This is a genomic window from Borreliella burgdorferi B31, from assembly GCF_000008685.2.
Lineage (GTDB): Bacteria > Spirochaetota > Spirochaetia > Borreliales > Borreliaceae > Borreliella > Borreliella burgdorferi.
In genome coordinates this window covers 638,560-661,520 of the sequence record NC_001318.1, presented here as the reverse complement: position 1 = coordinate 661,520, position 22,961 = coordinate 638,560, and the positions used below count along the sequence as shown (strand labels likewise).

Here is a 22,961-nt window from a genome sequence, read left to right as displayed (position 1 = left end):
TTATTATGCAAAATTTATTTTCAAAAAACTTGATTGTTTTAAATTACAATGCAACTAGTAAAGAAGATGTAATTAGAAAAATGGCTAGCATGTTCAATGAAAATGGATACTTAAATGACATGGAAGCATTTATAAAAGAAATTAAAAAAAGAGAAGAAACTAACGGAACAGGCATTGAAGAGCATATAGCTATGCCTCATGCAAAAGGCAATTTCATTAAAAAACACGGAATTGCTATTTTAAGAGTTGTTGGCAATGGTTTTGACTTCAACTCTTCTGATCAAAAGCTTTCAAAACTGTTTTTCATGATGGCCCTACCCGAAGAAACTCCAAGCAATGCACACATAAAAGCTATATCATACCTAAGTAATACTTTTAGCAACAACCTATTAAGACATGAACTTATGAGCACAAATAATGAAGATAGATTTTTAGAAATAATATTGAATAATGACAATATAAATGAATCTAACAATTTAAATACAAAAAAAGATTTCATTCTTGCCGTAACAGCATGTCCTGTGGGAATAGCTCACACCTATATGGCAGCAGAAAGCCTTAAAAAAGCAGCTTTAGAATTAAACATAAATATAAAAGTAGAAACAAATGGATCTAGTGGAACCGAAAATCCAATAACAGAAGAAGAAATAAAAAAAGCAAAAGGAGTCATTATTGCATCTGGCAAAACTATCGATAAAGAAAGATTTAGCGGAAAACCTTTAATCGAAGTGGGAGTAAAAGACGGCATACACAAAGCAAAAGAGCTTATCCAAACAATTCTTAAAAACGAAGCACCAATTTACAAAAAAAGCAACACAAACAAAACCACCGAAACCCTCCAAAAACAAAACAAAAAAACGGGGATTTATAAACATCTAATGAATGGGGTCTCATTTATGCTTCCATTTGTAGTCTCAGGAGGAATAATAATAGCAATATCATTCATGTTTGGAATCAAAGCATTTGACATAAACGATCCAAGCTACAATAAAATAGCAGATATTCTAATGCAAATCGGCGGTGGAAGCGCATTTGCTTTAATGATCCCAATACTTGCTGGCTATATTTCATTTAGCATAGCAGAAAGACCAGGACTTGCACCTGGAATGATTACAGGATTAATGATGAACAATGGAAATGCAGGATTTTTGGGAGGCATCTTAGCAGGATTTATTTCAGGCTACGTTACACTAACTGTAAAAAAAATATCTGACAAAATAATTCCTAGCAATTTAAGAGGAATAAATCCGGTATTAACTTATCCTTTTTTATCAGTTATAATTTCAGGAATTTTGATATATGGAATGCTTAGTCCAATATCTGTTATTAATGAATCAATAACAAATATGCTAAATCAACTTAGCGGTACTAATATGGCAATACTTGGAGCTTTGCTTGGAGGAATGATGGCAATAGATATGGGAGGGCCTGTAAATAAAGCTGCATATGCATTTGGAATTGCAATGATAACTGCCAAAAATTATATTCCTCACGCAAGCATAATGGCAGGAGGAATGATACCTCCCATAGGAATTGCTCTTGCTACAAGTTTATTTAAAAATAGATTCTCAAAAGAAGAAAGAGAATCTGGAAAAGTTTGTTATTTTTTGGGAGCATGCTTTATTACAGAAGGAGTAATTCCATTTGCAGCAGCAGATCCTTTAAGGGTAATACCCGCATGTATACTAGGCTCATCTGTAGGAGGATTTATTTCTGCACTTTTCAAGGTAGAGGTTATAGCACCACACGGCGGAATATTTATTCTACCAATAGTAGTAAACCCATTAATGTGGATAACATCTATCCTGGTAGGATCTATTATAACAGCTGTTTTAATAGGAATCCTTAAAAAAGAATACAAGAATATAAACGATTAAGTTTATATTCTTGAACCCAGTCAATAAACTAATCTAAGTTTTATTGGTGTTTCAAGACTTAATCCTTTAACCATATCCATCTCAAACCGCAGTGTGTTTGAGTTAATTTGTTTGAATCCAAATTGTTCTTGAACATTTCTAGAAGTCTTAACTACAAGATTAAGTTTGGAATTGTCAATAAGTTCACTTGCTTTGGAAGTAAAATCCGATAAAAAATAAACCAAAACATCTTTATATTCTTTGGCAGACATTGGGATCTCATCCGATGGCAAAAGAGCAGCAAGTGCATCACTAATATATTCTTTATTTTCATTAATATTCTTAGTAGCGTTTTCCAAATTAATATTAAGTTCAATAATATTTTTACCATCTTTTTTTTCTATCTTAAACACAGATATATCGGGTTTTTTCATATAATCGCCTAAAATTTTAATTAAATTATCAAACTTAACAACTAAATTAATAGAATCTCCTTGGGTTTTAATACTCAAAAGCTTAAGCCCAAGCTTTTCCTCTCCATTTTTAAAGTATTTTTTTATTTCATCTACAGGAAAAAGAGGCATATTTGCAATTTCTTCTCCCACCAAAGTTGTTAAGAGTTCTTTTCTAATTTTTTCAAATTCTCTATTAACATTAACAAATATTGAAACAATACCACTAATATCATCATTTAACTCAATTTCAACATTAGAGCTACAAGCAAAAAAAATCAACAATAAACTCAAGCTAACAAAACACTTTCTCATAACAAACTCCTAACTAACAGTTAAAAACTATTATAATAGAATATATAGCTATAAAGCAATAAAACTAAAGGAGAACACCTATGGTGAMTGMTAAAACACTAGAACCAAAATTTTTTCAAAGTCTGCTAGACAATAGCCCTACCCCTTATCACTTAGTAAACTATATTGAAGAGAAATTAATAAATTATTTTAATGCACAACAATTAAAACTTAATGAAAAATGGAAAATTAAAACAGGATCATATTACATAAAAAAAGAAGGAACTAGCCTTATTGCCTTTAATATTGATGTCAAAAAAAAATATGAACCGTTTCTAATAGCAGCAGCACATACAGACAGTCCGGGATTAAAATTAAAAATAGACGCAACAGAAAAAGTAAGTGGTGTGTTTTATAACCATATTGAAGTTTATGGTAGTCCAATAATTTCTACTTGGATTGACAGAGACTTAAGCTTAGCAGGAATTGTATATTTCAAAAAAAATGAGAATATTGAATCAAAATTAATCAACATTGAAAACATAGGAATTATTCCAAACCTTGCAATCCATTTAAACCGACAAATTAACGAAGGATTTAAATACAATGCTCATGACAATTTAACAGTAATCAGTAGCACTAAAAAAGCAATAAAAGATAATATCTTAGAACAACTTGGAATAGAGTGTGAAAATTTTCTATCTTGTGATTTAATATTCACAGAATCACAACCTTCTAAAATAATAGGAACTGAAGGAGAATTTTTGGCTTCTAAAAATCTTGACAACAAATCGGGATGCCATGCAATCATGAATTCTTATGTTCATACAAGCAATGATAAAAATAAAATAGCTGTATTTTTTGATAACGAAGAAGTAGGTTCTTTAACATCAAGAGGCGCTGATTCAAATTTTTTATCAGAAGTTTTAGAAAGAATCGATATTGCTCTTGATTTAACCAGAGAAGAGCATTTAATAAAAACAAACAAATCATTTAATATCTCAATTGACAGCGTTCACGGCATTCATCCGGGTTATACATCTAAACATGATCCAAACTATCAAGCAAATCTAGGTAAGGGCGTAGTTGTAAAAAATAGTGCTAATTTCAGATATGCAACAACTTCAACAGGATTTGCAAAATTAAAAAATTTGGCTATTAAAAACAATATTAAGATTCAAGAAATAATAATGAAAGCAAATGTTCCTTCAGGCACAACAATTGGTCCAATCTCAAATGCAAGAACAGGAATAGAAACTATTGACATTGGAACACCAATGTGGGCAATGCATTCCCTGCGCGAAACAGTATCAATAGCTGACCACATAGAAGCAATTAAATTGCTAAGGGCTTTCTTTGAAAAAGGAATTTAAAATTGGAAAAAATAAAAGAAATAATTGTAGTTGAGGGAAAAGATGATCTTAAAAGAATCAAAGAATCTTTTGACTGCACAGTAATAGAAACAAAAGGATTTGCTTTAAAAATTGAAACTATTAAGTTGTTAAAAAAAGCCTTAAAATACAAAGGAATAATAATCTTAACAGACAGCGATAAATCTGGAAATATTATTAGACAAAAAATAGTCAAATATCTGGGAGAAAATAATAAAATCAAACATGCATATCTTAATACTAAAGACACTGAGGTTGAATCAGTAAATAAAACAGAAATAATAAAAATACTTAAGGGGGTTGGAACTTTATCTAAAGATAATCAAAAAGATTTATTAAAATTAAGCGATTTGTTAGAACTTGGCATAATAGGAGAAAACTCAAAAGAAAATAGACAAAAAATACAAAAACACTTTTGTTTGGGGGATGGAAATAGTAAAAAACTCTTAGAAAGGCTGAATTACTTTAAAATAAAAAAAACAGACCTAAAAAACCAATTGGCTTTAACTAACTCCCCCAGAAGGACTTGAACCTCCGACCTAGTGGTTAACAGCCACCCGCTCTACCACTGAGCTATAGGGGAAATTGAACACTAAAAATATTATCTTAAATTTAAAAATTTTTGTCAATTATTTTCCAATATTTTTAAAATCCCATTAGCAAGAATTTTAGAATCTTGATCTCTAAGCTTAGAAGATCTAATAGCCCAAGCTTCCTCTGGAAATGCCAAATTTCTAACTTCTACTAAAAGCTTAGTCATTACTATATTATTTCTTAAAACATGAAGATTTTGACCCTTAATATAAAAACTTCTTTTCATTCCTTCTGTAATTTTTTCTGCTGCAGACTTTGAATGAATATCATATTTTTTATCGTCATCTTTTTGATAATAAAACCCCATACTCTTAGGCGCTCCAACACTATTATCCGCATGCAAACTAAAAAAGGCTATATCCTTATCTTTAATATGTTTATATTTATTAACAATGTTTTTAACAACGACTAATCTTTTTTTAAGGCCTGATGGAGTGCCGCTTATCCAAGAATCAACAGTATCATTTTTATTTAGATCATAATCATTGTAAACCTCGTTTTTAACATTAACAAAAGTATTGTTAGCAAAAACACTATTTCTAATTAAATGGTCGGGGGCTAAAATAGTAAATTCAACATTGGCCCCCTCTTCTTTAAGGTATACATAAAGCCTTAAGGCAATATCATATACATATTCATCTTCAACAACAAAAACTTCATTTCCAAGACCATCTCTAGATTTAACAATAGCTCCAGGATCAAGACCACCGTGACCTGGATCAAGAATTATTAATTTATCCTTAAGTCTTGATCCTTTATTAAACCTAGAATTTACCAACTTTTCAAAACTTTTGAAAAGCTGGGTTGCCTTTTTATAAGAATTCAAAGGAGAATGCCAATCTTCTGAATAAAACTCACTTGGCTGACTTATCTTTCTTGGTCTATACCAATAATAGAAATCACCAACAACCTCAAATATTGGTATTTTGGAGTCTAAAATAACCAAAGAGCTAATATCAAAAAGATCTTGATTGGCAGTAATTCCAAAAGTATTTAAATTTAGTTTTTTATTTTTACTTGAGGGAAGATTAACTATTGTTTGCACTTTATTAGAAGAATTAGAGCCAGAATCAACCTTTTTTTTAATATATAAATCGTTTTTAGTTTTAATTATAGAAGAATCAATTGAAAGTTTTTTATCAAAAATTTTCAATTTTTGATCGTGCATAATATTATTGCTGCTTAAATTATTCCAATTTTTAAGATCCTCGATTAAAACACCGTAATGTCTGGCAATGCTATACAAAGTCTCCCCTACAGCAACTGAATGATAGATAAACTTATTATCTATTTTTTTCTCAATTTTTAAATCTCTCTCAACAGGTTTTTCTAAATCATTATTTACAATCTTTAAAACATTTAACAATGAACCTGCTTTAAGATTAATAGCCCGATTGCCATTAAGGGCTACAAGATCCTTAGCAGTAACGCCATAAATATAAGCTATTCTGCCAAGAGTTTCCCCTCTTTTAACATAATGAAAATTAACATTCTTAGTGGCTTTCTTTAAAAAAAGTTGCTGGCCAATCTTTAATTTATCATCATTAAGAAAATTAAATTTTAAAATATCCTTAGAACTAATATCAAAATCCTGAGAAAGTTTTGAAAGTGAATCACCTTTCCTAACCATATAAGGCTTTAAAAAATCAGGCTCGGTTAATACAAGCTTCATTCCAACCTTAAGATCTTTAGAACGCAAATCATTCCAAGCAATTATCTCTTCTTGACTTAGTCCAACAAGCTTTGAGATGCTCTCAATGGTGTCGCCTTCTTTTGCGGTGTAAAAAACTCCCCCTTTACTAGATTCTAGCAAACTAAAAGAATGATTGACTTTGTGGGTAATGTTTTGACCTAAATTAGAATCACTTGGAATAATTAATATTTGACCCGCCTTAATATTGTCAACATTAAGTTTATTAATCCTTTTAAGATCGCTTACTTTGACTTTATATTTAATTGCAATTGAAAAAAGAGTATCTCCCTTGACAACCTTATACTCAAAATCGGCATTAAGATTTACAGGACCTATTATTAAAAAATAAAATAATATAATAAGATCTATAATTTGCAAAATACAAAAAGTTTTACTTTTCCTTAATGCCAGTATTTTGAACAATGTAATCATAAATTATCCAATAATAATCATATTTTTTAAAGAAGAAAGTATATCTTTTGGAAATATAAAATTGCCCATCGTCAAAATATAAATCAGCAATCACCTTGCCAGAAGTATCAGAATAAGTAGTTTCAATAATAGAAAATTTATTTGGTGCTTTTGAAATATCCGAATTATTAGAATTCCACAAATATTCTTTATACTCTTCAACTACATTTTTATTGGGAATAGGTGATAACTTTTGCTTATAAAGGTATGCCTTGCCCTTGTCATTTAATAACAAACCTTCAATATCAAGATATAAAAAGAACTTTTCTTTTTTCCCAAGCTGCAATGCCTTTAACAAATATTTAACAATTTCATCGGGAGATAATTTTTTCTTTTTCAAGATATCTTGAATATCATTATTTTCAGACAAATTAACAAGGTCTATGCTACCTGGATTTTCATCAAAACCATCATTCAAAAAAAGCGTAATAATATTGGATTCTTTTTTCTTAGATGGATCTGAAATGTCTGGGAAAAAAATACCCTTAACAAAATAAACTCCATCTTTACTAAACTTAACAAATTGATTTAAGTTAATAACTACAGAAAATTTTTCATTAGGTCTCAAGCTCATATTTCTAACAGGAATTGCAACATTTTTAGATCTCTTTTTAACATATTCAATAGGTCTTTTAACTTTAATATTGGTGGTATCAGTAACATCAAAATCAAAGCCAAAAGAATTAATATCGCCTATTTCTAAAGTTAAAACACTCTCAGACGCATTACTAAGAGAAACTTCAATAAAAACATTACTATTGACACGATAAATAGATTGATTAAAAAACTTGATTTTAAAATCAAGGCCCTTGTAATCTCCCGCAAACAAAAGAAAAGAAATATTCATAAAAAAGATACAAAAAAGCAATTTTCTAATATTCATAAGCTCCCCTCAAAACCTAAACACATTATATATAAAGAAAGTAATAATACCTATAGTATATTATTATACTAAATTAATTAAACAAAAAGGTAAAAAATGAATATAGATGAAGAACTAACAACAATATTAAAGAATAATTCTAATTTAAAAAAAATGAAAGAATTTTTAGAACAAAATATATTTTTTTCATTAACAGGATATGAAGGATTTTTCAAGGCTTTTTTAATTAAAAAAATCAAAGAATATAGCAAAACCGGGAAAATAATATTAATAGTTAAAGACGAGCACACATTAGATAAAATCAAAAACGATTTACAAGTAATTACAAATCAAATCTTTGAGCTTAACTATTTTAGCCCCCTTGTATACAAGGGCATTGGCTCAAAAAGTACGATCTTTAACGAAAGAATCAAATTCTTATTCAATTTTTATAAAAAAAATCCTGGAATATATATTACAGTCTTGAAATCATTGCTTAGCAAAATACCCGATAAAAATACATTACTAAAGAATATATATAAAATTGAAAAAAATACCAATATTAATACAGCAGACATTGAAAAAACTCTTATAACATTGGGATATGAAAAAACATTAAGAGTAACAATTCCAGGAGAATTTACAGTAAAAGGAGAAATTATAGATATATACCCTTTTGGAGAACAAAATCCAATAAGAATTGCACTAAACTTTGACAAAATAGAAGAAATAAAAAAATTTAATCCCTTAACCCAATTAAAACACGATAATGAAATTTTAGAATTCCAAATTCTTCCAAAAAAAGAAATTATTTGGGACGATAAAACTATTAACACCTTAAAAACAAAAATTAAATCTGTTGAATATAAAAAGATTCTTGAAGAGTTGGATTTTAAAAAAGAAACAAAAACAGAAGAAATGTTTTATCCACTAGTAGCAAATACTTACTTAGGTGATGAGATTGAAAAACACACACCTATTGTAAACTTTGAAATTAACAATTTCGAAAAAGAAATTGAAAAAATACACCAAGAATATGAAAAGCTTTACAAAGAAGCAGAAGAAGCCGGTAAAAATATAATTGATCCAAAAAGAATTCTCTTAAATTATAAAACCTTCAATCTAAAAAGCGATGTTTTATTTTCAAAAATTAAAAGCCTTAAATCCAAAGAAACTATAGAGTTTAAAATCGAAAGTGAGAGAAACTTTTTTTCAAATATAGCACTTACAAAAGAAGAATTTGAAAATTGGCTGAAAAATGGATTTAAAATCATTATTGCAGCAGAATCTGAATCACAAAAAGAAAAACTTAAATATATTTTCAAAGAATTGCCAAAAGTATCAATTGAGGTTTTAAAAATATCTAGCTCTTTAATAATAGAAAAAGAAAAAATTGCCATTATTCTTGAATCAAACATTTTCAATACGGGGCAAAAAATAAACAAAGCCTTTGAATCTTCAAAAACAAAAGCTATTGACTCTTTTGTTGAGATTGAGAAAAATAGTCACGTAGTTCACATAAACCATGGAATTGGTATATTTAGGCAAATAAAGAGAATAAAAACAAGCTCTCTTGAAAAGGATTATATTGAAATTGAATACGCTGAAGGAGAAAAACTATTTATTCCAATTGAACAAACAAATTTAATCCAAAAATACATTGGAAGTGATCCTAAAAATATCAAATTAGATAAAATAAGTTCTAAAACATGGATAAAAAACAAAGCAAACGCAAAAAAAAGAATCGAGGAGATTGCAGACAAATTAATAGAACTTTATTCAAAAAGAGAAAGCATTAAGGGTATTAAATACCCAGAAGATAATGAATTACAATTGTTGTTTGAATCTGAATTTCCATACGATGAAACTCCAGATCAAATAAGAGCAATAAAAGAAATAAAAGAAGATATGATGAGCTTTAAAGTAATGGATCGCCTTCTTTGTGGAGATGTTGGATTTGGAAAAACTGAAGTTGCCATGAGAGCTGCTTTTAAAGCCGTAATGGGAAACAAACAGGTTATTGTACTCTCACCAACAACTATCTTAGCAGAACAGCATTTCAATACATTTAAAAAAAGATTTAAAAATTTTCCAATCAAAATCGAAGTATTAAGCAGATTTATAAAAAATAACGCAGAAAGCCGGATCTTAAAAGAACTTAAAAGTGGAAAAATTGATATAATCATAGGAACGCACAAAATTCTTTCAAAAAAATTCACCTGCAAAAATTTAGGGTTAATAATAATTGATGAAGAACAAAGATTTGGTGTAAAAGAAAAAGAAAAACTTAAAGAAATAAGAATTTCGGTTGATTGCCTTGCTCTTTCTGCAACACCAATTCCCAGGTCTCTTCACATGTCACTAATTAAGCTTAGAGATATTTCCGTTTTAAAAATTCCGCCTCAAAACAGAGTAAAAATAGAAGCTTATTTAGAATCATTTAGCGAACTTTTAATAAAACATGCAATTGAGAGTGAACTGTCTCGAGATGGTCAAGTTTTTTTAGTAAATCATAATATTGAAGAACTGTATTATTTAAAAACACTAATTGAAAGATTAACCCCTTATGCAAGAATTGCAATAATTCATGGAAAACTAACAGGAGAAGAGATTGAAAATATAATGCACAATTTTATTAAAAAAGCGTATCAAATTTTATTGGCAACAACAATAATTGAAAATGGAATAGATATTCCAAATGCAAATACAATAATAATAAATAATGCAAACAAGTTTGGACTTGCACAGCTATATCAACTAAAAGGAAGAGTTGGAAGAGGATCTCAGAAAGCTTATGCTTATTTTTTGTACCAAGACAGCGAAAAGCTAAATGAACGCTCTATTGAAAGATTAAGAGCAATAACAGAATTTTCAGAGCTAGGAGCAGGATTTAAAATAGCAATGAAAGATATGGAAATAAGAGGTGTTGGCAATTTACTTGGTAGAGAACAACATGGGGAGATTGAGTCGATTGGACTAGATTACTATCTAACAATGCTAAATAAAGCAATTGAAAAGAAAATGGGAAAAATCTCATCAGATGAAGAAGAGGTTGATATTAAAATTAACTATAGTGGATTTATTCCTGAAAATTATGCAAAAAATGAGCAGGATAAAATACTAATCTACAAAAAAATCTTTAAAATTCAAACTGAAGAGGAAAGTAAAAAAATAAGATCAGAGCTCCACAACGACTTTGGCCCAATACCCGAAGAAATAAACAGTCTATTAATGTTAGCTGAACTTAAAATTCTAGCAAAAGATTTAAACATAACAAAATTAAAAGAAAAAAACAGGGCTTTGGAAATAGAATACAAAAATATAGAAAGCATTCCTATGGAAAAAATAATAGAAATACTTCAAAAACATCCTAATTTATTAATATTAAATCCCTCATATCAAAAATCAATATTTTTAAGCTTTAAAAATATTGAAAAATCTGAAAAAATAAATTACATATATAAAAATATTAACTTACTAAAAACAAGCACATAACTTGTCAAATACAAAAGGAAAAAAAATGAAAATATTAATCATAAACACAGGAAGTTCTTCATTAAAATTTGCTATTTATCAATATGAAAATTCAAAAAAAATAATATCTGGAATTGTTGAAAAAATAAAATCACAAAAATCAATCATAAAAATTGTAAATACTGACGGATCAACAACAGAAAGATTTGAAAAAGGAATTGAAAATCACCAAAAAGCAATAGAAAAAATGTTTAAAATACTCACAAACAGCGATTTAAAAATCCTTAAAACTCTTAGCGAAATTAAAATAATAGGACACAGGGTTGTACATGGAGGATCAAGCCTTAAAAATTCAGTAATTCTTAATAATAGTATTTTAAATAAATTAAAACAAATTTCTGAACTTGCTCCACTTCATAACCCAAATGCAATCACCGCAATAGAAGCGGTGCTTAAAATTTTACCACACGCAAAGCAAGTTTTATGCTTCGATACATCCTGGCATCAAACTATAAAAGAACATGCCTTTCTTTATGCAATTCCATATTCTTGGTATAAAAACCACAATATTAGAAAATATGGCTTTCATGGCCTTTCTTATTCGTACATAACAAAAAGATCCTCAGAAATTTTAAATAAAAAAATAGATAGTCTAAATTTAATAATATTGCATCTTGGTAACGGAGCAAGTATTAATGCTGTTAAAAATGGAAAATCTTATGACACAAGCATGGGAATTACTCCGCTTGAAGGCCTTGCAATGGGAACAAGAAGCGGTGATATAGACCCATCAATTATTAATTTGATGAGCACTATATTAAACAAAACCACCAAACAAATTGAAGAAATATTAAATAAAGAAAGTGGCATACTGGGAATTTCTGAAAAATCAAATGACATGCGGGATATTTGGAACAAAATTGAAGAAGGAGAATATCAATCAAAACTTGCAGTAGAAATAATGACATATAGAATAAAAAAATATATTGGATCTTACATTGCCGCTCTTGATTTTAATGTCGATGCAATAGTTTTTACAGGCGGAATTGGTGTTACTGATTATGGAATAAGAGCTCTTGCACTAAAGGGGTTTGAAAAAATTGGAATAGAACTGGACCTTGAAAAAAATGAAATGGCCCAAAGTAAGTATTTAGAATCTGAAATATCAACCATTAATAGCAAACTAAAAATACTGGCAATACCAACAAACGAAGAATCAACCATTCTTGAAGACATTTATAATTTAATTCCAAAAAATTTATAATTTACAATTTTAAAAACTAAAATCTGGTTTATTTATTATAATCATTTAAAATAGATTTATATTTAACTCTTGCAAAGCAAAGTTGCTTTTTTAACATCTTCCATTATTTGTTTTCCTTTTACCATTTCAAGAAGAGTAAAAGCAAATTCAAATGAAGTTCCAACTCCTTTAGAAGTAATAAAATTATTGCTTCTAACAACATTTTCATCTACAAACTCACCATCAAGCACATTTTTCTCCAAACCTGGATAACATGTAAACTTATTGAATCCTAGAAGACCTTTAGCAGCAAGCACTACTACCGGAGAAGCACAAATAGCTGCAATAAACTTACCTTTGGAATTCATATCTTTTAAAATCAAATCCAATTCTTTTGAATTAAAAAGATTAGTAGCTCCAGGCATACCTCCCGGGAGAATTATTAGATCAAAACAATTTTCCTTACAGTTTGATATTATATCATCTGCTAAAAAAGAAACGCCTTTTGAACTTATCACAACATTGCTATCATTTGTGCTGATAATTTGAATATTAACATTACCCCGTCTTAAAATATCAATCGGGATTATGGCCTCAATATCTTCAAAGCCATTTGCAAGAATAATTCCTACTACCATTTACAACCTCTAATGCTGATGGAGGGACTTGAACCCACGACAACTCGGATATGAGCCGAGTGCTCTAACCAACTGAGCTACATCAGCTTAAACTTTTATTAAGTGTATAAATTCAATAATGCTTTGTCAATGTTATTATTCAAAAGTATTATTATAAAGTATAATACAAAATGGCTTGCTAATAAATATAAATTACTAAATTAGCATTTATTATTTATATGGTTAAATGAAAAGAAATTTTTATCTCATTGTCCTTTTTATAGCTAATAACTGCTTTTCTATTGATTTTTGGGATACGATGGAAAGAGAAAAATTAATAAATGAAATGGTAAGCAAAATGCAAGATCATGAATTACTGGGGCAAATGTTCATGATAAGCTACCCAAATCAATCAATCACAAATTTTGTTCTTGATTTTATAAGTAAAAAAAATCTTGGGGGAATTAAAATTTTTGGATGGAACGCAAAAGATTTAAAAAATTTAACAGAAAGTATTCATAAAGCTCAAAAAACATCTCAAAATAATAAATTTAAAATTCCTTTATTTGTAGCAACAGATCAAGAAGGGGGATTGGCGCAGCACATAAAATTAAATACATCAGAAACAATTGGCAATCTTGGAATTGCAGCATCGCTTTCTCCAAAAGATTCTTATAATACAGGATATTACATAGCACAAGAGCTAAGGCAACTTGGAATAAATCTAAACTTTGCGCCCATAGTAGATATATACAGCCATGAAAATAATTTTGCAATAGGACCAAGAACATATTCGGATAACCCCAAAATAGTATCACTTCTTTCTCTGGCCTTTTATAAAGGACAAAAGCAAGGAGGAGTAATTTCTACTGCAAAACATTTCCCAGGACACGGCAATACCACTCTTGACTCTCATATCAATATTCCAATAATAAATTCTAATTTACTAGAAATAAGCTTAAATGAACTTTTACCATATAAAATATTAATCCAAGAAAACATCCCCGTAATAATGACAGGTCATTTAGCATATCCAAAGCTTACAAATGGAGAAAATATTCCTGCATCATCCTCAATAAAAATAATTAAAGACATACTTAGAAAAAAATTAAAATATAATAACATAATAATTACTGATGACCTATTAATGAACGCAGTAAACTACAATAATGAGAGCATTTATAATACGATTGAAAGAATAGTTAGAACCAAAAGTGACATTTTTTTAATATCTTTAAATGAAAATATACAACAAAATGCTTACAACATGCTATTAAATTTAATGAAAAAAGATTCAGAAATAAAAAACAATATTATTGAATCTAATAAAAGAATATTAAGAATAAAATTAATGTACTTAAAAGAAAATAAAAATAAATCTGATCTTTATCCTAATTTAAACAAAAATGAGAAAATATATTCAAAAGAAGGTGAAAAATTTTTTGAACAAAACACATTAAGGAGTATTACAAAAGTAAGAATAGAAAAAGAAATATCTAAAACCAAAAAAACACTTATAATATCTCCTTACTACAAAATGATTGTAGAGGGTAAAAAAATATTTCAAAATACATACGCTTATTATTACAACTATTATCCCTTAAACGGAATTAATCCCCAAAAACTCGACGAAATTAAAAAATTAATTAATAAATTTGAACAAGTAATATTTAATTTATCCACACCTGGAAGCTTGAAATATTTAGAAAATTTGAAAGAATACAAAGACAAAATAAGCGTAATTGTATCTCTTACTCCTCACCATATTAAAAAATTAAATTGGATAAAAAACATAGTAATTATTTATGGAACAACACCCTTGGCATTTAAATCTGGATTTTTAACACTCACTAAAGATTTTGATCCAAAAGGAACCATCCCTTTAAAAAATATTATAAATAAATATTATCCTTAATGTATGCTAGCATTCGATTTTTTACAATCTCTAGAGAACCTTGTTTGATTCTAAACCCACTGGCATTTTTATGCCCACCGCCTCCAAAATCTTCTGCCAATTTTCCAACATCAAAAGAATCTTTAGATCTTAGCCCAACTATAATCGAACCATCCTCCATTTCCTTTAAAATGCCTAAAATTTCATTATTCTCAACATTGCTTAAAATCATATAAAAAAGCTCATTAACCCCACTAACTCCACCATCTTTGCCAGAGCTAGAAGAAGATAAAAATGTAAACAAAACCTTTCCATTCCAATAAGATTCAAGACTGTTAAGCATTAACTTAAGAGTTTCTATTGATTTTAGGCTTTTGGTGGTTTCTATATAGCTATAAACTTCTTTAAGGCTTATTCCTTTTGAAACCAGTCTTGCAACCATTTCAAAAGGCTCTGGATCACTTCTTGAAATAAATTTAAAAAAACCAGTATCAGTACAAAATCCTACTAAAATATACCAAGCTTCTTCTTTTGTAAGATCATGTCCAAACTCTCTTATCAATTTTTCAATTAAAAAAGTAGTAGAAGGTGCAAAAGGATCAATATAGCCCTCACATTCTAATTTTTCACCAGACATATGATGATCGATTACTAAAGTAGGCATATTCTTTACATAAAAGATAAATTCATCACCTATCCTATCTAAAATCGAGCAATCTAAAATAATAACTGAATACTCTGAAATCTCAATATTGGGCCATTCAGATAAAAACTTATCCTTAAAAGGAACTATTTCTTTTCTAATAAAAGGACCTTCATTTAACAAAATAGAATTTTTACCAATTCTTGAGAGAAAAGAGGATAAAGCTAAAGAAGAACCTATACAATCAAAATCAGGATCTTTGTGCCCAATAATAACAAAATTATTATATTTTTTAATAAAATTAATAACATCTCTCATAATAAAGTTCGCAAACCTTCCGCAAAACAAGTTTTTAGCTTATTTTACATTGACTATATTACAATATTTCAATAAAATAAACCACAATGGCTAATAAAATATAACAGGTGGGAAATTTTGGAAAAACTAAAACAAGAAGATATAGATAAAGCATTTTATATGGCAGAAAAAGCACGAAATAATTCATATTCTCCATATTCAAAATTCAAAGTAGGTGCCTGCATTAAGACCAAAACAAACGATTTTTTTATTGGAACAAATGTTGAGAATGCAAGCTTTGGAGCAACTTGTTGTGCAGAAAGAAGTGCGATTTTAAATATGATTGCAAAAATTGGCGTACAAGAAATAGATTTTTTATTACTTAATACAAGTCCTGAATGTATTCCGTGCGCTATATGCCTGCAAGTAATGGCAGAATTTTTTAATCAAGATACAAAAATAATAATAACAGAATCTAAATCATTTAGTGAAAACAAAACACCAATAAAAATTTATACATTAAAAGATTTACTTAAATCTCCTTTTGATAAAAAAGAACTACGAAGAGTAACATACTCTGAGCTTGAAAAAAAATTAATTTAATTTAATATCTTTAGAGAAACCAAAGCACTTGCAAACTTATTTAATTTGTTGCTTTCAAGAGTATGAGCAGATAAATCAAATACATTTAAAATAAGCTTTTTCTCATCAGAATTAAAATTATATTCCAAATCTTCAAATAATAAAAAATTAATAATTGGAACAAATTTTTCTATAAAGCTGTATAAACTATTATTAATATCATGGGTTTCATAATAATAATCAAATATATCTTCTAATGACCTTCTGTCAAACTCTTTTAAAATCTCGTAAAAAATATTTTTAATATTATCAATTAAACTGTGCAAATCATTATTATTTAAAATAATTTTTTTACATTTTTTCACAAAAAAATCTGCTTGCCGCATAAAATATCCCTCACTTTTGCCCCCAACAAACTAAGATTGAGCTTAAATTTAATAAATGATAAAATTTAACATTACTGCTAATATAGTAAAATTATGCAACAACTAGGAGAATGTTACAATTATGGTCAAGGTAATAAGCTTAAAAAACATTCATAAATTTGCTTATTTAAAACTGGATCCTTTAAAAAAAGAGGATATCTACATTGTTTATATTGAAACTAATTCAAAATTAATTGCAAATCTTAAAGCAAAAACAAAAGTTGATCAAATTGAAATAATTAATTTTTATATTGATGATGATTTTAAATCGGAAGGCATAGAAAGAATAATGATTAGCAATTTAATTCACTACGGCAAAAAAAATAAGTTTAAAACAATTTCATGCCAAATTGCTGAAATACAAGAAGAGCTTTTAAGCTTGGGATTTGAATATAACGATTCTAAATATAAAAAAGAATTAGCATCTGAAATAGAAGAAGATAAATTTGTAATGGGAATAGGAATAATCTCTATATTTACCGAAGTAGCATCAATATCTTCTAAGCTTACTGTTGGAATACTGTTTAATTCATTTGCACTTATTGCTGATGCTTTCCACGTAATGGCCGACTTTGTTTTATCTACAATAACTTATTTTAGTTTGAAAATTACAAGCAAGCCTGAAACCATTCATTATCCCTATGGACACAAACTAATGGAAAGCTTAATAGCTTTTATCATGGGAATAATTATACTTATGACAGGATTTACACTATTTCTAAATACAACCGGATTAAATAAATTTATCACTCTTGGGGGAGAGTCTGGATTTAATCTACACATACACCAGAACAAAAATAAAAATGATACTATATATGAACATGACCATTGCCATTCACACGATCACGATCACGATCATAACCACGACCACAACGAAGAAGACAAAAAAAACATACTAGAAATATTTTCAAATAAATCTCTTAAAAAAAGCTTGTGGATACCATTAACCCCCTTCATTTTTTTTATAGTGAAAATAATAGAATATTTGACAAAATTTCAAATAGGAAAAAGATACAACAATCAACTTCTCTTAGCACTAGCTTCTGCTGATAAAAACTGTATATTCTCACATGGTGGGATTACACTAAGTTTACTGCTTGCAACCTACATGTGGAGTGGCTTTGACAAAATTATGTCTATATTTATTGGCTTTATCATAATAAAAGAAGGGCTTAACGTAATAATAAATAACGCAAACAATTTGCTATCAAAACAAAATATAGATCTTAAAAGAAGCGTAAAAGACACGTTAAAAAATTCAAATATAAACTTTAAAACACTCAATTTTCATAATCAAGGCAACAAACTTGTGCTTTATATCAAAATAAATTTAAATTCAGAAAATGACTTTAAAAATTTTATAAATAAAACACAAGATATTAAAAAAATCATAAAACAAGAATATAAAGAAATAAATGATATATATTTTTTAGTCTAATTAAATTAATAATAAACAAATAATTGACACTCATAATAAAGTTGTGTTAACATTTTAAATTGTAAGACGCAGGGTAGAGCAGTTGGTAGCTCGTCGGGCTCATAACCCGAAGGTCATAGGTTCGAGTCCTATCCCTGCTATGCTTTATTTTTAATATGTGAGGAATTGATGAATAGAAAACAAATAGCTAAAGGCAAGCTGGTAAGGAGATTTGGTATCAACATTTTTGAGCAGCCAAAATATGACAAAATCCTCAAAAAAAAGCCGCATCCTCCCGGAATGCACGGAAAAGCCAGAAAAGCTAAAATCACAGAATATGGAAAACAATTAATAGAAAAACAAAAGATAAAGTTTACTTATGGTGTAAGTGAAAGACAGCTAACCAACACTTTTAAAGAAGCAAAAAAACATCACGGTGTTACTGGAGACAACTTGCTCTCAATACTTGAAAGAAGAATTGACAATGTTGTATATAGGGCTGGATTTGCCATCTCAAGAGCACACGCAAGACAAATAGTTTCTCACGGTATTATTATATTAAATGGAAGAAGAGTTACAATCCCTTCAATAATACTAAGAGCAAATGATCAAATTCAAATAAAAGAAAAAGACAGCCTAAAAAAATTAATAAGATCAAATATAGAAAAAACTTCGTCTCTTAGAAATTTGCCAACTTGGATAGAAGTAAATGCTGATGATTTAAACATAAAAGTAAAGCATGCTCCATCAAGGGACGAGATACCTACGCTTGCTAATGAACAAATGGTTGTAGAATATTATTCTAAGAGAGCATAAAATATCTTTTATTTCTGTGTTATTAAATAAAAAAAGTGGCTAATTAAAGCCACTTTTTTTATTTACCCCTTTTTTTACCCTTTGAAAAACTTTTACCCAAATTATTCTTAGCAAAACAAGAAAAACTATTATTCTTTCTCAAGCCCTTAACATTAGGCTGAGCGCTAAAAGACGCTCTATTGCCCGAAGGCTTTCTAACTCCATCTTTCATAGATCTACTCCTAAAATATAAATTTAAATATGTAAATTTTTAAATAATATTCAAATAATCAAAAACTTCTTCCAAGCTGGAGACAAACTTAACATCTATATTGTCCTTAACTTCTTCTGGAAGCTTAGAATAATCTTTTTTATTATCTTTGGGCAAAATAACTTTACTTATACCGTTTCTATAGGCTGCTAAAACTTTTTCTTTAATGCCGCCCACAGGAAGAACAAAGCCCTTTAAAGTCACCTCACCAGTCATTGCAAGATCCAAAGGAACTTTCTTGTCAGACAATATCGAAGCAATTGCCGTTGCAATGGTAATACCTGCAGAAGGCCCATCTTTTGGTGTTGCTCCTTCTGGAAAGTGCAAATGAATTTCAGGACTTTCCTTCACATCAAAATTAAGCTTAGAAGAATAGGTCTTAACTATAGAATATGCAAGCTGTGCACTCTCTTTCATAATAGCTCCAAGACTACCTGTTAGAATAATGTCTCCCTTTTTCTCAAACTTAGTTGCCTCAACAGGAAGAACTGTACCACCATAATTTGTCCAAGCAAGCCCATAAACAAACCCCGAAGAATCAATCTTAATTAAATCCAAGTTATCCTCAGTATCAACATAATTATAATAATTATTAATATTGATTATTTTATAAATACCTGGAATATCAGGATCATGAGTAAAAAGCGAATTATTCCCATGTATCAAAGAACTTGGTGAATAAAAGTTGCCTTTGATGATTTGATCTTTAGAATACTCATAAAGCAGCTCCCTTACAAGTCTCCTAATCAAATTAGTCAAAACTCTCTTTAGCCCCCTTACACCAGATTCCATAGTATAGTTTCTAATCAAATTAAAAATAACATCATCTTCTATTCTTATATAAACTTTGTCCAAAAAACTCTCTTTAATTATGCTTGGAATCAGAAAAATCTTAGCAATCTCTAACTTTTCAATATAAGAATAACCCTCAACCTTAATTATTTCCATTCTATCTAAAAGCGGCTTTGACATACCATTAAGAGAATTGGCTGTTGTAACAAATAAAACATTGGAAAGATCATAAGGAATTTCTAAATAATGATCTATAAACTTATAATTTTGCTCCGGATCTAAAACTTCCAAAAGGGCAGATTCGGGATTTCCCTTATAACTACTATTAATTTTATCTATTTCATCAAGAAGAATAACGGGATTGGATTTACCTGATCTTTTCATTGCGCTAATAAAAACACCCGGAAGAGAACCAACATAAGTTCTTCTATGCCCCCTAATTTCTGCCTCATCTCTTAAGCCACCAAGAGATATTTTAACAAATTCTCTAGACAGTGATCTTGCAATAGACTCCACAAGAGATGTTTTGCCAATACCAGGAGGCCCCACAAGACATAAAATAGGAGCTTTGACCTTAGAATTAATCTGATAAACAGCCAAAAAATTTATTATCTTTTCTTTTGCTTCATCCATACCATAATGAGAATTTCTTAAGATAAATTCAATCTCGCTTAAATGATTTTTCATAACAGTATTTTCATTCCATGGAAGATCTAATATTAATTCTATATAACTTCTAATAATATTAGCATCAGGTGAATTCATCTGCATTTTAGACAATCTAGAAATTTCTTTTTCAATCTTAGATTTAACATCTTCTGGAATATCTTTAGAGTTTAATCTATCAATATAATCGTTTTCATCTTTACCTAATCTTTTTTGTATCTCTTTAACTTGTTCAGAAAGAAAATAATCCCTTTGCCCCTTATCCAACTTAGCTCTAACTTTAGAATTAATATCTTTTTTAAGATCTAAAAGATCAATTTCAATGCTTAAATTAACAATCAACTTTTCTATTCTGGTTTTAACATTTAGCTCTTGTAAAAGTTCTAATTTTATGCTATTTTCCAAATTTGAATTAGAAGCTATAATATCGACAAGCTTACTTGGATTCTCAAAATAATTAATTGGTTCATTATCCGCATCATAAGATTTTAAAGATAAGGAATTTCTATAAGCTTCATAGGTTTCTTTTAAAAATTTAGAATAGGTAAAAAGCTCTCTGTTTAATCCACTAGAATCAGGCACAAAAGTAACTTTAGCTCTCAAATAATCATTTTTTTTAGAAACACTGTCTATAAGAACCCTACTTTGACACTCAACTAAAACTTTTATTACGTCTTTACTAATCTTTATAACCTGAATAAGTTTAGAATAAGTACCCACAGAGCATAGGTTTTTAACTACTCCCCTATCAGATTCATCACAATTAGGCTCATTTGAATAAGCAAATAAAATCAATCTTTCCTCTAACATGGATTGCGCTATGGAATTAATTACATATTCATTATCAAAGGTTACCCACAATGTAATATTGGGAAAAAGAACATTTTCTTTTAAAATAACAATTGGAAGATCTTCTTTTCTATTTTTTATCATATTTAAGATTGATTTCATATAACTCTTTTGCCCAAGGTTTTTTAATTGCATTTCCCACTAAAATTAATGGGTTAACATCTGCATTTAAAACAGATTCTTTTGTAACAACAACCTTCTTAGCCTTACTAATAGAAGGAACCTCGAACATAACATCTTTAAGAAGACCCTCTAAAATAGATCTAAGACCTCTTGCTCCAGTATTTTTTAAAATGGCTTCATCTACAATTGATTCTAAAGCATCTTTTTCAAATACCAATTCAACATTGTCCATTTTAAACATATGATAATACTGCTTAACAATAGAATTTTGAGGATCAACCAATATTCTCAACAAATCTTCTTTATTCAACTTTTCAAGATACGAATGCACAGGAAGTCTGCCAACAAATTCTGGTATTAAGCCAAATTTAATCAAATCTTCCATTTCTAAATACTTTAATGAAGTATCTTCTCTTATATTCTTTTTTTCAATTGCTGAAAACCCAATAGAACTTTTATTTATTCGATTCTTAACAATGTTTTCAAGCCCAACAAAAGCACCGCCACATATAAAGAGTATATTTTGAGTATTAATTTCAATAGTATCCTCATAAGGATGCTTTCTACCGCCTCTTGGAGGAACATTGGCAACCGTGCCTTCAATTATCTTTAACAAAGCCTGTTGAACCCCTTCCCCAGAAACATCTCTTGTTATTGAGACGTTTTCATTTTTTTTAGCAATTTTATCTATCTCGTCTATATAGATAATCCCTTTTTCAGCTAAGCTAACATCCCCATGAGCAGCATGTATCAATTTAAGCAAAATATTTTCTACATCCTCGCCAACATATCCTGCTTCTGTCAAAGTTGTAGCATCTGCTATTGCAAATGGCACATTCATCTCTGCAGCCAACGTTTTTGCAAGCAAAGTTTTACCACTGCCTGTAGGACCAACCAAAAGTATATTAGATTTTTCAATCTCAATACCATTGTCATATTTATTATTTTTCAATATTCTTTTATAATGATTATAAACAGCCACAGATAAGACTTTTTTAGCATCTTCTTGCCCAACAACATACATGTCTAAATGATCTTTAAGTTGTTTGGGAGTTGGCAAACCGTTGGACTTAGAATCTAGCGGCTTACACAACTTTTCTTTAAAAAGATTGTGACATATTTTAGAACATTCCGGACAAATCGCTACCCCATTAGATATAACAACATTACCACCAAGCTCAGCGACACTAAGTCCACAAAAAGAACACTCTTTTACTTTTTGACCTTTTACTCTTGCCATAAAAACTTTTACCGAAAATA

Annotated in this window: 18 protein-coding genes and 3 tRNA genes; 10 read left to right on the top strand and 11 right to left on the bottom strand. The window is 29.0% G+C overall.

Annotated features, from left to right (window positions below):
• Positions 1–5: 5 nt before the first annotated feature.
• Entirely contained in the window at positions 6–1,877 is a 1,872-nt protein-coding gene (locus BB_RS03185; RefSeq protein ID WP_002657338.1) for a fructose-specific PTS transporter subunit EIIC, read from the top strand.
• Positions 1,878–1,897: 20 nt separating this feature from the next.
• Here BB_RS03185 and BB_RS03180 read toward each other — a convergent pair whose 3' ends face one another.
• Positions 1,898–2,623 carry a lipoprotein gene (locus BB_RS03180; protein ID WP_002656050.1) on the bottom strand — a complete coding sequence of 242 codons (726 nt, stop codon included), beginning with the start codon at positions 2,621–2,623 and terminating at the stop codon, positions 1,898–1,900.
• 80 nt (positions 2,624–2,703) lie between these two features.
• Here BB_RS03180 and BB_RS03175 point away from each other — a divergent pair, with 80 nt between their 5' ends.
• Positions 2,704–3,975 carry a M18 family aminopeptidase gene (locus BB_RS03175; RefSeq protein WP_023003298.1) on the top strand — a complete coding sequence of 424 codons (1,272 nt, stop codon included), beginning with the start codon at positions 2,704–2,706 and terminating at the stop codon, positions 3,973–3,975.
• 2 nt (positions 3,976–3,977) lie between these two features.
• A complete protein-coding gene (gene rnmV / locus BB_RS03170; protein ID WP_002657333.1) occupies positions 3,978–4,523 on the top strand; it encodes a ribonuclease M5 in 546 nt (181 codons plus the stop codon).
• Here the strand turns inward: rnmV and BB_RS03165 are convergent.
• The 3 genes from BB_RS03165 to BB_RS03155 form a co-directional block, all read right to left on the bottom strand.
• Positions 4,505–4,576 (bottom strand) — tRNA-Asn (locus tag BB_RS03165). The genes rnmV and BB_RS03165 overlap by 19 nt on opposite strands.
• A gap of 42 nt (positions 4,577–4,618) precedes the next feature.
• The gene (locus BB_RS03160) at positions 4,619–6,712 is read right to left on the bottom strand and encodes a LysM peptidoglycan-binding domain-containing protein (protein ID WP_044283530.1); all 2,094 of its coding nucleotides are present in this window, start codon (positions 6,710–6,712) and stop codon (positions 4,619–4,621) included.
• Complete coding sequence (locus BB_RS03155; protein ID WP_002557211.1) at positions 6,672–7,634, bottom strand: hypothetical protein; 963 nt, start codon at positions 7,632–7,634, stop codon at positions 6,672–6,674. Before BB_RS03155 ends, BB_RS03160 begins: the two co-directional genes overlap by 41 nt.
• 96 nt (positions 7,635–7,730) lie before the next feature.
• Here BB_RS03155 and mfd point away from each other — a divergent pair, with 96 nt between their 5' ends.
• Together mfd and BB_RS03145 are read left to right on the top strand one after the other, a co-directional pair.
• Positions 7,731–11,108, top strand: a complete 3,378-nt coding sequence (mfd, locus tag BB_RS03150) for a transcription-repair coupling factor (RefSeq protein WP_010889782.1) — start codon at positions 7,731–7,733, stop codon at positions 11,106–11,108.
• Between the two features lie 25 nt (positions 11,109–11,133).
• A complete protein-coding gene (locus tag BB_RS03145) occupies positions 11,134–12,351 on the top strand; it encodes an acetate kinase (protein WP_002665689.1) in 1,218 nt (405 codons plus the stop codon).
• 62 nt (positions 12,352–12,413) lie between these two features.
• On the opposite strand, the gene BB_RS03140 is transcribed toward BB_RS03145, so the two are convergent.
• Both BB_RS03140 and BB_RS03135 read right to left on the bottom strand, forming a co-directional pair.
• Positions 12,414–12,968 (bottom strand): DJ-1 family glyoxalase III, encoded by a 555-nt coding sequence (locus BB_RS03140; protein WP_002657326.1) that lies wholly within the window; start codon positions 12,966–12,968, stop codon positions 12,414–12,416.
• Positions 12,969–12,981: 13 nt separating this feature from the next.
• Positions 12,982–13,055, bottom strand: a tRNA-Met gene (locus BB_RS03135).
• Positions 13,056–13,266: 211 nt separating this feature from the next.
• On the opposite strand from BB_RS03135, the gene BB_RS03130 reads away from it, so the two are divergent.
• The gene (locus tag BB_RS03130; RefSeq protein WP_010889781.1) at positions 13,267–14,862 is read left to right on the top strand and encodes a glycoside hydrolase family 3 N-terminal domain-containing protein; all 1,596 of its coding nucleotides are present in this window, start codon (positions 13,267–13,269) and stop codon (positions 14,860–14,862) included.
• Here BB_RS03130 and BB_RS03125 read toward each other — a convergent pair.
• Positions 14,840–15,802, bottom strand: a complete 963-nt coding sequence (locus tag BB_RS03125) for a DHH family phosphoesterase (RefSeq protein ID WP_002657323.1) — start codon at positions 15,800–15,802, stop codon at positions 14,840–14,842. The genes BB_RS03130 and BB_RS03125 overlap by 23 nt on opposite strands.
• Positions 15,803–15,919: 117 nt before the next feature.
• On the opposite strand from BB_RS03125, the gene cdd reads away from it, so the two are divergent.
• Positions 15,920–16,384: a cytidine deaminase gene (gene cdd / locus BB_RS03120; RefSeq protein WP_002657321.1), complete on the top strand. Its 465-nt coding sequence runs from the start codon at positions 15,920–15,922 to the stop codon at positions 16,382–16,384.
• Here cdd and BB_RS03115 read toward each other — a convergent pair.
• A complete protein-coding gene (locus BB_RS03115) occupies positions 16,381–16,749 on the bottom strand; it encodes a hypothetical protein (protein ID WP_002557204.1) in 369 nt (122 codons plus the stop codon). The genes cdd and BB_RS03115 overlap by 4 nt on opposite strands.
• A 121-nt stretch (positions 16,750–16,870) precedes the next feature.
• On the opposite strand from BB_RS03115, the gene BB_RS03110 reads away from it, so the two are divergent.
• From BB_RS03110 to rpsD, 3 genes are all read left to right on the top strand, one after another.
• Complete coding sequence (locus BB_RS03110) at positions 16,871–18,226, top strand: cation diffusion facilitator family transporter (RefSeq protein WP_010889780.1); 1,356 nt, start codon at positions 16,871–16,873, stop codon at positions 18,224–18,226.
• Between the two features lie 67 nt (positions 18,227–18,293).
• Positions 18,294–18,366: transfer RNA gene (locus BB_RS03105), tRNA-Met, on the top strand.
• A 28-nt stretch (positions 18,367–18,394) separates the two neighbouring features.
• Complete coding sequence (gene rpsD, locus BB_RS03100) at positions 18,395–19,021, top strand: 30S ribosomal protein S4 (protein ID WP_002557202.1); 627 nt, start codon at positions 18,395–18,397, stop codon at positions 19,019–19,021.
• Positions 19,022–19,079: 58 nt separating this feature from the next.
• Here the strand turns inward: rpsD and BB_RS07740 are convergent, their stop codons facing one another.
• Genes BB_RS07740 through clpX form a run of 3 tightly spaced genes read right to left on the bottom strand, consistent with a single transcriptional unit; the run spans position 19,080 to position 22,941 of the window.
• Positions 19,080–19,232 (bottom strand): hypothetical protein, encoded by a 153-nt coding sequence (locus BB_RS07740; protein ID WP_002658128.1) that lies wholly within the window; start codon positions 19,230–19,232, stop codon positions 19,080–19,082.
• A gap of 39 nt (positions 19,233–19,271) precedes the next feature.
• Positions 19,272–21,662, bottom strand: coding sequence for an endopeptidase La (lon, locus tag BB_RS03095; RefSeq protein WP_002658127.1), 2,391 nt, complete (start codon positions 21,660–21,662; stop codon positions 19,272–19,274).
• Entirely contained in the window at positions 21,649–22,941 is a 1,293-nt protein-coding gene (gene clpX / locus BB_RS03090; RefSeq protein ID WP_002557199.1) for an ATP-dependent protease ATP-binding subunit ClpX, read from the bottom strand. Before clpX ends, lon begins: the two co-directional genes overlap by 14 nt.
• Between the last annotated feature and the right edge of the window lie 20 nt (positions 22,942–22,961).